The sequence below is a fragment of the Kribbia dieselivorans NBRC 106261 genome (assembly GCF_001552435.1).
Taxonomy (GTDB): Bacteria; Actinomycetota; Actinomycetes; order Actinomycetales; family Dermatophilaceae; genus Kribbia; species Kribbia dieselivorans.
The window spans coordinates 1-9,650 of sequence record NZ_BCRE01000189.1 but is presented as its reverse complement, the minus strand read 5'-3'; the positions used below and the strand labels follow the sequence as shown (position 1 = coordinate 9,650).

Genomic DNA, 9,650 nt, shown 5'->3' with positions numbered 1-9,650 from the left:
GGGGCCACCGGACACGACGAGGTTCTCCTCGTCCTGACGGCCCACCGCCTCGCCCTCGGGTTCGGAGCCGCGTGACGCCGGCGACGGCGCTCCGCTCACCTGACCCGCGGCGAGCGCGGTGTACGACGTGCGCCGCCAGGCCCGGTCGATGACGCGCGTGAACTCCCGCGCCGCGAGCGGTTCATCGCCCACCGCGGCCGACTGAGCCCGCACCACCGGCACCTCGTCCGGCACCGTGTCGATGCTGAACGCCCCGGCGGCCGCCCATGCCTCGAAGATCTCCCGCGCCTGCGGCCACGGCGGTTCCTTCGCCCCTCGCACCAGCGGCGCGACCGTACGCTCCGCCGGCGGCGCCGCCAGGTACCCGGCCAACTCCACCGCGCTCCCGGCCCGCCCGAACAGCAGCCGATGCAACCCGCTGGCGGGCGTGTTGTGCGTCGGCGCCCACCACAACAGCAGGTGTGACTGGGCACGGGTCATGGCGACGTAGGCCAGGCGCAGGTCCTCGTCCTCGGCCGCCGCCCGCGCGTCGGACTGCGCCCGTCGGTCGCCCTTGAACGCGATGACCCGCTCACCCTGGCGGTGCACGACCACCGGATCGTCGGTGGGGATCCAGTTGCTGAAGAGGAACGGCGCGACGACGACCGGGTACTGCAGCCCCTTGCTGCCATGGATCGTCGACAGGGTCACGGCGTGCGCGTCCGAGTCCAGGCGGATGACGCGCGTGCCCGAGCCGGTCTCGGCGTCCTCGGCCGACTGCCGCACCAGCCACGTCACGAGCGCCGTCAGGCTCGATTGGCCCACGGCGACCTGCTCCTGCAGCACCTGCGCAGCGTGTTCGACATCGGTCAGATCACGCTCGCCGCCGACGCGACCGAGGATCCGCGCGTTCATCCCATCGCCACGCAGGATGTCCAGCACCCCCGGAATCTCGCCGCGATGGAACGCCGCCGACAGTTCTCGCACCCGCTCGGTGGCGCGGTCCGTGCCCAGTTCGCCGAGCTCGTCGAGTTCACCGACCGACCAGCCGATGAGTGGGGTCACGCAGGCCGCGCGCACCCGCTCGGGCCGATGCGGTTGCTCGAGGGCGTACAGCAGGGTCAGCCACCACGTCGCCGCCTCCGTGCGGAGCACCGATTCGCTCGTCACGAGCACCGACGGCACCCCACGCGCGCGCAGGGCCGCGCGCACCGCGTGCAGATCCTGGTTCGTGCGGGTCAGCACGGCGATGTCACGGGCCTGCAGCGCACGGCCGTCGAACGATGCTCCGGAGTTCAACAGCGTGACGATCTCGGCCGCGGCGTCGGCAGCGATCCGGGGGCGCGCCTCGCCGATTGGCAGGCGGTCGTCACCGATGACGCGCATCCGGATCGGGTGATTGTCCGGCGCCCCGGCCAACCGATGCCCGGCCCGCGCCGCGCGCACCGGGTGGACCTCGATCCCCGGCGACAACTCCGCGCCGCCCGTGAGCACCTGCAACGCCTCGACAAGCAGGGCATCGGAGCGGTGATTGACCGGCAGGCTCGATTTCGTCGCCGCCGTGTTCGCCGCCGCCAGGTACGTGTGCACGTCACCGCCGCGGAACCCGTAGATCGCCTGCTTCGGATCGCCGATCAACACGAGCGTGGCGTCGGTCTCGGCGAAGGCCCGCGAGAACACCTCCCACTGCACCGGGTCGGTGTCCTGGAACTCGTCGACCAACGCCACCGACCAGCGCTGCCGCATGCGCACGCGCGCCGGGCCGTCCGCGTCCTCGAGCGCATCGGCAAGTTCGGCCAGCAGATCGTCGTAACCGAGCAGCGCTCCGCGTCGCTTGCGGCGGGCGAACTCGGCCCGCACGTCACGCATGAAATCCTGCCGCGCGGCGATCCGGGCCGTCGCGTCGGTCGGCAGCAACGGGGAGCGCGGATTGGCCAGCGCGATCTTCGCGTCGCTGCGGCTGAGCTTGATGTCGCCGCAGCCGGAGCGGGCCGCGCGCGCGAGGAACAGGTCGTCGACGACCTCGCGCTGCAGGTCGCTGAGGTCCTCGACGAGGGTGGCATGCGGGTCGGAGTCGCCGGCCACGCCCAAGCCGCGCAGCACGAGGTGGCAGAACTGGTGGATGGTCGCGATGGTCGCGGTGTCGAAGTCGGCGAGCGCGGCCTGCAGCCGCCGCACCCGCTCGGCGACGACCTCGGCCGAGCCGCGGCGTAGATGTCGCACGAGATCGTCGTCATCATCGCAGGCCGCCGCGACGAGCCGGTCGACCGTGGCCTCCATCTGCAGCCGCACACGCTCGCGCAACTCCTGGCTGGCTAGGCGCGAGAACGTCACGACGAGCAACTGATCGAGCGGCAACGCCTCCTCCGCGACATACCGCGTGACGAGCGAGGCGAGCGTCCACGTCTTGCCCGTGCCCGCGCTGGCCTCGATGAGCGTCGTGCCCGTGGGCAGTGGCCCGCAGATGTCGAAGGCAGGCTTCGCCGCATGATCGTCGGGGTGAACGGCGATGGCCATGACGCGAATCTAGTGGGCACCACCGACAACCGAGCAGCTGGCACATCACGCCGCGTCGTGAGGGGTCGGGCCGGTGATGAGAATCCATGGTCCTGCTGAGATCGAGGGTCGCGGGCGTATCTTGGATCTCATGAACTCGACGCTGGAGGAAGTGCTGGAGGCCGCGCGGGCGCTCTCGCGCTCCGAGTGTGCCGAGGTTGCCCATGAGCTGATTGCCACGCTTGAAACCACCGACGAGCGCGATGAAGCCCGGTACATCGAGTTCCGCCAGGCGGTTGACCGTGGCATCGCCAGCCTGGATGCCGGGCGCAGCACCCGCCTCTGTGTCGATGACCTTGATGACTACCTGCGCGAGCGAGGGCATCTGGCCGCGGGTCTGGCGGGCTGATGCTGGATTCATGCACGGGCTGCGTCTAGTGTCCTGCGCCGTTAATTCATTTCGTAAGTGGTAGTTTGAGGGATGCCGAGAACTGGACGTCCGAAGGCCGAACTTGTCTTGTCTGATGAGGAGCGGGAGGAGCTGGTCCGGTGGACCAGGCGTCGTAAGTCGTCGCAGGCGCTCGCGCTGCGTTCGCGGATCGTGTTGGCCTGCGCGAGCGGGCTGAGCAACAAGGATGTGGCCGAGCGGATCGGGTGCTCTGCGCCGACGGTCACGAAGTGGCGGTCCCGGTTCGTGGAGCACCGTCTGGACGGGCTGGTCGATGACCCCCGGCCCGGGAGGCCGGCGACGGTGACCGCGGAGCAGGTCGAGGACGTGGTCGTGGCCACGCTGGAGCAGACTCCTGCGAATGCGACGCATTGGTCGCGGGCGAAGATGGCGCAGCGGACCGGGCTGTCGCGCTCGACGATCGGGCGGATCTGGAAGGCGTTCGGGCTGAAGCCTCACCGCACGGACGGGTTCAAGCTGTCGAACGACCCGTTGTTCGTGGAGAAGGTGTACGACATCGTCGGCCTGTACCTGGACCCACCCGAGTCCGCCGTTGTGCTCTCGGTCGACGAGAAGAGTCAGGTGCAGGCGCTGTCCCGCTCGCAGCCGGCGTTCCCGATGATGCCGGGGATGCCCGAGAAACGCACGCACGACTACTTCCGGCATGGCACCACCAGCCTGTTCGCGGCGATGAACGTGCAGGACGGCACGGTGATCGCGTCCACCCACCGGCGGCACCGGGCCACGGAGTTCAAGAAGTTCCTGGCCAAGATCGACCAGAACGTGCCCGAGGACCTCGACGTGCACGTGATCTGCGACAACTACGGCACCCACAAGCACCCGACAGTGAAGACCTGGCTGGAAAAGCACCCACGCTTCCACATGCACTTCACACCGACCTACTCGTCGTGGATCAACCAGGTGGAGCGGCTATTCGCCGAAGTCACCCGTGACCTGCTGCAACGCTCCGATCACCGCAGCGTGCAAGCCCTCGAGAAGGACCTCCGCGACTGGATCAAAGCGTGGAACGAGAACCCGAAGCCATTCATCTGGACCAAGACCGCCGACCAGATCCTCGAATCCCTCGGACGACTATTACAACGAATTAACGGCGGGGGACACTAGAGCACCTTCCACCTGCGCGACCGCGTCATCCAGAGACACGTGTTCCCAGAGCCTCAAGACGGTCCATCCCTGTTGAGTGAGCAGTTGAACTGTCTCCCTGTCGCGTGACCGATTGGTCTCGACCTTGGCGCGCCAGTACGCGGCATTCGTCCGGGCCATGGTGTGGTGTTCGGGGCAGCCGTGCCAGAAGCACCCATCCACGAAGACCGCCAGGTGCGCGCGCGGGAAAACGATGTCGGCGGTGCGCCGTAAGTTCTTCACCGGACGTCGGTTCACGAAGAAGCGGCGGCCGCGTGCGTGCAGGGCGCGCCGCAGGGCCATCTCGGGCCCCGTGTCTCGCCCGCGGTTCGCGCGCATGCTCGCCCGAGTCGCAGGGGATGAGGCCCACGACTCGCGTTTCTCGTCCACATGTTCGATACTACGGCGGGTCGTGCCAGCCGGAGAGCGAAGGGAATCTAGGATGTCCGATGTGACCGAGCGCCCCACGATGATCGACCTCTTCGCAGGCTGCGGCGGCATGACCCAGGGCTTCGTCCAAGAGGGATTCGTACCCGTCAAGGCCGTCGAATGGGACCTCGCAGCCGCGGCGACCTATGCCGCGAACTTCGGCGAAGACCACATGCACTGGGGTGACATCGCGCAGTGGCCTACGGAGGACATCCCCGAGGTCGACCTCGTGATCGGCGGACCACCCTGCCAGGGCTTCTCCAACCTTGGCAGCAAGGACGTGAACGACCCGCGCAACAAGCTCTGGAAGGAGTACCTGCGCGTGGTCGCGGCCGCTCGTCCGCGGATCTTCGTCCTCGAGAACGTTCAGCGATTCATGCGCTCCAGCGAGTTCCAGCTGCTGCTGGATGAGGCGGACCACGGCATGATCTCCGAATACACGCTCACCTATGGTGTGCTGCTGGCAGCCGACTACGGAGTCGCGCAGCGGCGACCTCGCACGATTGTCATCGGCTCGCGGATCGGTGAGATCCCGTTGCCCGGGCCGACCCACGCAAAGGACGGTGTCGGTGGACTGCGGCCTTGGGAGACAGTGCGAAGCAGGATCGAGGGGCTTGCGGTGAAGCCGAAGACGACGTCACTGCCGCAGACCCGCTCCACGTTCTTCGGAGAGTCGATGCCGGGCCCGTTCAAGAGTTCGGCGCTGCACTTCGGCCGGCAGCCGCGCGAACTGTCCCTGGCTCGGTACGACCACGTGCCTCCCGGCGGCGGCCGGTTCGATGTGCCCGACCACCTCTTGCCGCGCTGCTGGCGGGAGAAGAAGACGGGAACGACGGATGTCATGGGCCGTATGCAGTGGGACGCGCCGTCGCTGACGATCCGAACGGAGTTCTTCAAGCCGGAGAAGGGGCAGTACCTGCACCCGCAATGGGAGGCGGACAAGCCTCAGCGGCGGGTCAACCGCGTGATCACTCACTTGGAGGCGGCGAGGCTGCAGGACTTCCCCGACGACTTCGTCTGGTGCGGTTCCAAGACCGAGATCGCCAAGCAGATCGGAAACGCCGTACCCGTGGGGCTCGCCGCGGCCGTCGCCCGGCAGGTTGCTCGTCACTTGGTTGAGATTCCCAACGCGGCCTGATCAACTCGTGATCGACTTCACCCGAGGCGACGATCTGCCCGACGTCGACCTGGAGACGCTCCCCAAGCGGCGCAGAAGGGCCATCCCTGCTCCGCCGACGAGCAAGAATCGGCCCAAAGTTCAGTTCGGGCCACTTCAGCCAGTCAGTGGAGCTGCTCCGCCGACACGGGACGAGGACCCATCCTTGTGGGCGGTCCACGACGAGTTAATGCGCTTGGACCCCACTGGCTCCCGAACGGCATTTGCCATCCGCGAGGCCTTCGACCAAGCCTACGACGGACTGCGCACTGGACGGTGGGACTACTCGCAGTTGATGAAAACGGAAAAGACCCACATCGGAACGTTGGTCGAGATGTGGCTCCAACGAGAGTTCCGCTTCGAGGATGGGCGCGAGTTGGACTACCGAATCGCGGGCGAAGACGTGGACGCCAAGTGGTCGCGAAACCTGTACGAGTGGGAGATCCCTCCCGAGATGTACGAGCGGGGAAACAAGATCGCCTTGGTGGTCTGGGCCAATGAGTACACGATCCGTTGGGCGCTCGGACTGCTGCGGATCAGTGAGAGTGGGCTTCTGCCGATGGGCAAGCAGCGCGACAGGAAGCGCAGGGTGAACGACGAAGGTCGCGACAGCATCCTGTGGGTTCACCGCGACAAGGTCCTCATCAAAAACACGCTGCTCCACCTTCCCGACGACGTGGTCGAGGAGATACGCCGATCCAGCTCCGGGCAGCAGGCCATCACCACTTTGTTTCGCCACGCACAGGGGGAACTGGTCGACCGGGCCGCGGTGGTGGCTGCTGGGCAACAGATCGACTCAGCCAAGCGCGTCCGGGATGCGCGACGGACATTGGCGCACGAAGGCATCGTCATCTTTGGGCATTACCAGCCGCATCCCGACTACGCCGCAGCTCTCGGACTTCCCCGTCCCACGTTGGGTCGTTTTGTGAGTGCCCGGCTTGCGCCGTGGCAGGAGGGCGATCCGGAGCCATTTGTCGAGATCGCAGGCATTCTGTGGAGAGTTGCGCGCGATGACGATGAGGTGGTCACGGCCCCCGCACTCCCCGAGCAGGGCGGGATCGGCGCGTAGCGCTCCGGCTCCCAACCGTGCATCGCACCACCGGGTTGGCTAATCTGACCCCGTGTCGCTTCGGCGCCGTCGACCCGGTCTCGGAGTCGATGAAGCGGCAGAGGCAGTGCACCTCCGCCCCGGCGGTGCCTTGATGCCAGCGATCGCCCAGAGTCTCGGCGTGGATCACCAGGCCGTGCCGGTGTGCGCTCGCCGAAGCGGGGCAGGCCCGGCGAGTTGACCGAGCACCAATGACTCACTCTCCCTCCTCAGCATCCTTCGAACGAATGAACTGTGCGGCATGCGCCATAACCGTCTGCCCCACCACCTCTCCCAGACGTACGGGAACCGCATTACCAATCAGGCGTCCGAGAACGCTGAAACGGACGGGTTCATCGGGCCGCACAAACCTGTACTTCGGCGGGAAGGTCTGCAGAATCGCGGCCTCGCGAAGTGAGATGGCTCGATCTTGTTCAGGATGCCCGAACCGCCCGTTTCCGTACCCGAAGCACTGAGTCGTGATGGTCGGGCTCGCTTCATCCCATGACATGCGTCCGTACACGCTCGGATACGTCGCGCCAGTGGTCTTCCGGTGGCACGCGGCTTTGAGGTCCTCGGGCCAGTCACGCCACGTCCCTCCCTCTTTCGAATGACGTATCCGCTCCAGATTCTTCTGGCTCAGCCGGGATGCGACGTGTAGCCGATCCTCGGGATCTGATTCGCCGGCCTTGATCGAGGGCAGACGTCCGATAGCCTGGCGCACCGTCTTCGCCTTCTGCTCATCCTGCCGGAGGGCAAGTCCATCGGATCCGAGCTTCGAGGCAATCAGAACCAGGCGCCTCCTTGTCTGCGGAATGCCAATACGAACAGCCTGAACGACGGACCATTCGATCGCGTATCCATGCAGTCTCTCCAAGAACTGATTGAAAACTGGATGGTCCAGTAACTGCGGCACGTTTTCCATTGTGACGAGGTCGGGCTGAACCTCTTGAACCAGTTTGCCGAATGTCTCAACGAGCTGCCAATCGTCAACTCGCTTCTTGCTGCGACCGGCTCGACTGTACGTGGAAAATGGCTGGCAAGGTGCGCATCCGGCAATCATGCTGACGTCTGCGCCACTGATTAGCTGCTTTACCTCGGGCGCCGCAAGATCACTCACATCGCGTTCAATGAACTTTGCCTTGTTGTTGGCTTCGTAGGGATACTCGCACGCGGAATCAATATCGATTCCGGCTACTACCTCGATTCCCGCGCGCGCGAGTCCATGGGTGAGTCCACCCACTCCGCAGAACAGGTCGATGGCACGGATGGAGGGGGCGTCCTTTTCGTTGCTCATGAAGCGACTACCCTTCCCCTCGCGGCTCGGGAAACATTCTCTGCGATCTCAAGTTTGATGAAACTAACGAAGCAATCGACGGCCTCTCGGAGATAGTCGCCGACCGTTGCGGCTAGATCCCTTAGTTCGGAAACGGTCACGCCGTCGCTGCAATCAACAAAGGACAATGAGCCATGTGCAAGCCCATTTCGGCGATTCTTGACGAGCTTCAGTGCTCCCATGTCGTCTCTGACGTGACGTTTGGCTGCTCGAACGACGTCAGGAGAAATCGTGAGTCCACACCCGACGCGCACGAAGAGTTTTTCGATGGAAGAGTCGTCCCAGTTTCCACCACCGCCAGGCTCGATCTTGAAATCCTTGACCGGCATCTGCTGCAAGAGTTGTTCACACAGGTCAAGGGCGGCCTTTAGCCGCTTGTCAGGCCCGAGGTCGCTGTGAGTTCTCGCGATGGTCCGTACCCACTCAGTCCTTAGACCGATGCTCAACTCACTGGGTCGGCGTGCGGACTCTTCGATCGCAGCTGCAACTGCTTCAAGACATCGGAGAACGGTGGCTTCGACTAGGTTGTAGAGTTGGAGGTAAAAACTTGAGTTCAGAATCTTCTTCTGCTCTGTCGTGATCGGTGCATCTGTTCCACGGAGTCGAGGGGTCCCCTCGCGCGCGGCTTCTTCTACATTCTGCTGGAAGGCGAGATATGCGTCAATTTCCGCGTACCTCTCCTCAAAGAATGGGGTGAGCTCACTCGCCGCCATGCTTCACCAGCTTGTCCTTTACGAAATCAATTCGCCCATTGAGTCGAGAGACCGCGTTCGCGCCATCGGAGCTGGCGATCCTCTGGAACTCAGCCCCGTTGATCCAGGAGGAAACATCATTATCCTCTGCGGAAGACGCCGCAAGGTCAGGTCGATCTGCCAAGGCGCGGAAGGATCCGACGGCAATCGCTTCAAATCGTGCGCGAGGAGTGGATGTGGCCTTCTCCGTCTTCCTGAAACCCAACGGGAAAGTCCGCGAGACGAACTCCATGACTTCTTTGAACCGTGTCCGGTAGGTGTCTGCCAGCGACGGGTCGGCGGCGAAGGCCGCGTTCATCTTCTTCGAGTATTTAAAGAGGAAATCGGAGGGGCGGTCCTGATAGGTTTCCAGCCCATCGCTATAGGCGAAGAATCGTGTAACGAGTTCTTCGTAACCCCGTTCCTTCCTTGCCTTGGTGGGCATAGGGGCGAGGTTGATGAAGAGCGGGAGATCGGACAGTTCCATTACCACGTCCAAGAACGGTCCGGCAAGCGCTCCGCGCCGAATCTCTGCGTTGTTGGCGTTTTTGCTTCCGGTGTTAATGCGTTCGAACATGTCGAGTCGCGCTGCCTCATCGGCATGCTCATTCAGGACGATTCCACGGACTGACCGATTCTTGATTTTGCGTTGCCTTGACTCGGGCAGGTCGTCGAACCGGAACCCTGAAAGGCGAGTCAGGGGGTCCAACTCCCCAAGTTGGAAACCGCCGTAAATGAACTCTTCGATCGTTCGAAGGCGTTGCGACCCGTCCACGATTTCAAGCTTGCCGTCAGGCATTTCCCAGAAGAATATGAAGGGGATGGGCAAACCCATGATCAAAGAC

Annotated in this window: 9 protein-coding genes; 4 read left to right on the top strand and 5 right to left on the bottom strand. The window is 64.4% G+C overall.

The features are described from left to right. On the bottom strand, window positions 1-2,496 hold a 2,496-nt coding region (locus tag KD1_RS13865), incomplete at its 3' end, for a UvrD-helicase domain-containing protein (protein WP_068402888.1). Between the two features lie 130 nt (window positions 2,497-2,626). Between KD1_RS13865 and KD1_RS13860 the strand changes: the two genes are divergently transcribed. Both KD1_RS13860 and KD1_RS13855 read left to right on the top strand, forming a co-directional pair. Further along, complete coding sequence (locus tag KD1_RS13860) at window positions 2,627-2,884, top strand: hypothetical protein (protein ID WP_068402886.1); 258 nt, start codon at window positions 2,627-2,629, stop codon at window positions 2,882-2,884. Between the two features lie 72 nt (window positions 2,885-2,956). Then, window positions 2,957-4,048 carry an IS630 family transposase gene (locus KD1_RS13855; protein ID WP_068402882.1) on the top strand — a complete coding sequence of 364 codons (1,092 nt, stop codon included), beginning with the start codon at window positions 2,957-2,959 and terminating at the stop codon, window positions 4,046-4,048. Here KD1_RS13855 and KD1_RS17540 read toward each other — a convergent pair. Continuing rightward, window positions 4,019-4,567 carry a very short patch repair endonuclease gene (locus tag KD1_RS17540; RefSeq protein WP_083542489.1) on the bottom strand — a complete coding sequence of 183 codons (549 nt, stop codon included), beginning with the start codon at window positions 4,565-4,567 and terminating at the stop codon, window positions 4,019-4,021. The genes KD1_RS13855 and KD1_RS17540 overlap by 30 nt on opposite strands. Between KD1_RS17540 and KD1_RS13850 the strand changes: the two genes are divergently transcribed. Then, window positions 4,518-5,633, top strand: coding sequence for a DNA cytosine methyltransferase (locus KD1_RS13850; protein ID WP_217995898.1), 1,116 nt, complete (start codon window positions 4,518-4,520; stop codon window positions 5,631-5,633). The two genes, KD1_RS17540 and KD1_RS13850, sit on opposite strands and share 50 nt — an antisense overlap. 7 nt (window positions 5,634-5,640) lie before the next feature. Continuing rightward, a complete protein-coding gene (locus KD1_RS13845) occupies window positions 5,641-6,720 on the top strand; it encodes a NaeI family type II restriction endonuclease (RefSeq protein WP_157073364.1) in 1,080 nt (359 codons plus the stop codon). A 235-nt stretch (window positions 6,721-6,955) separates the two neighbouring features. Here the strand turns inward: KD1_RS13845 and KD1_RS13840 are convergent, their stop codons facing one another. The 3 genes from KD1_RS13840 to KD1_RS13830 form a co-directional block, all read right to left on the bottom strand. After that, entirely contained in the window at window positions 6,956-8,035 is a 1,080-nt protein-coding gene (locus tag KD1_RS13840; protein WP_068402876.1) for a DNA cytosine methyltransferase, read from the bottom strand. After that, window positions 8,032-8,787, bottom strand: coding sequence for an MAE_28990/MAE_18760 family HEPN-like nuclease (locus tag KD1_RS16345; RefSeq protein ID WP_083542487.1), 756 nt, complete (start codon window positions 8,785-8,787; stop codon window positions 8,032-8,034). Before KD1_RS16345 ends, KD1_RS13840 begins: the two co-directional genes overlap by 4 nt. Further along, window positions 8,774-9,650 (bottom strand): DUF262 domain-containing protein (locus KD1_RS13830; RefSeq protein WP_068402872.1); only part of this gene is annotated, 877 nt, incomplete at its 5' end. The genes KD1_RS13830 and KD1_RS16345, both read right to left, overlap by 14 nt.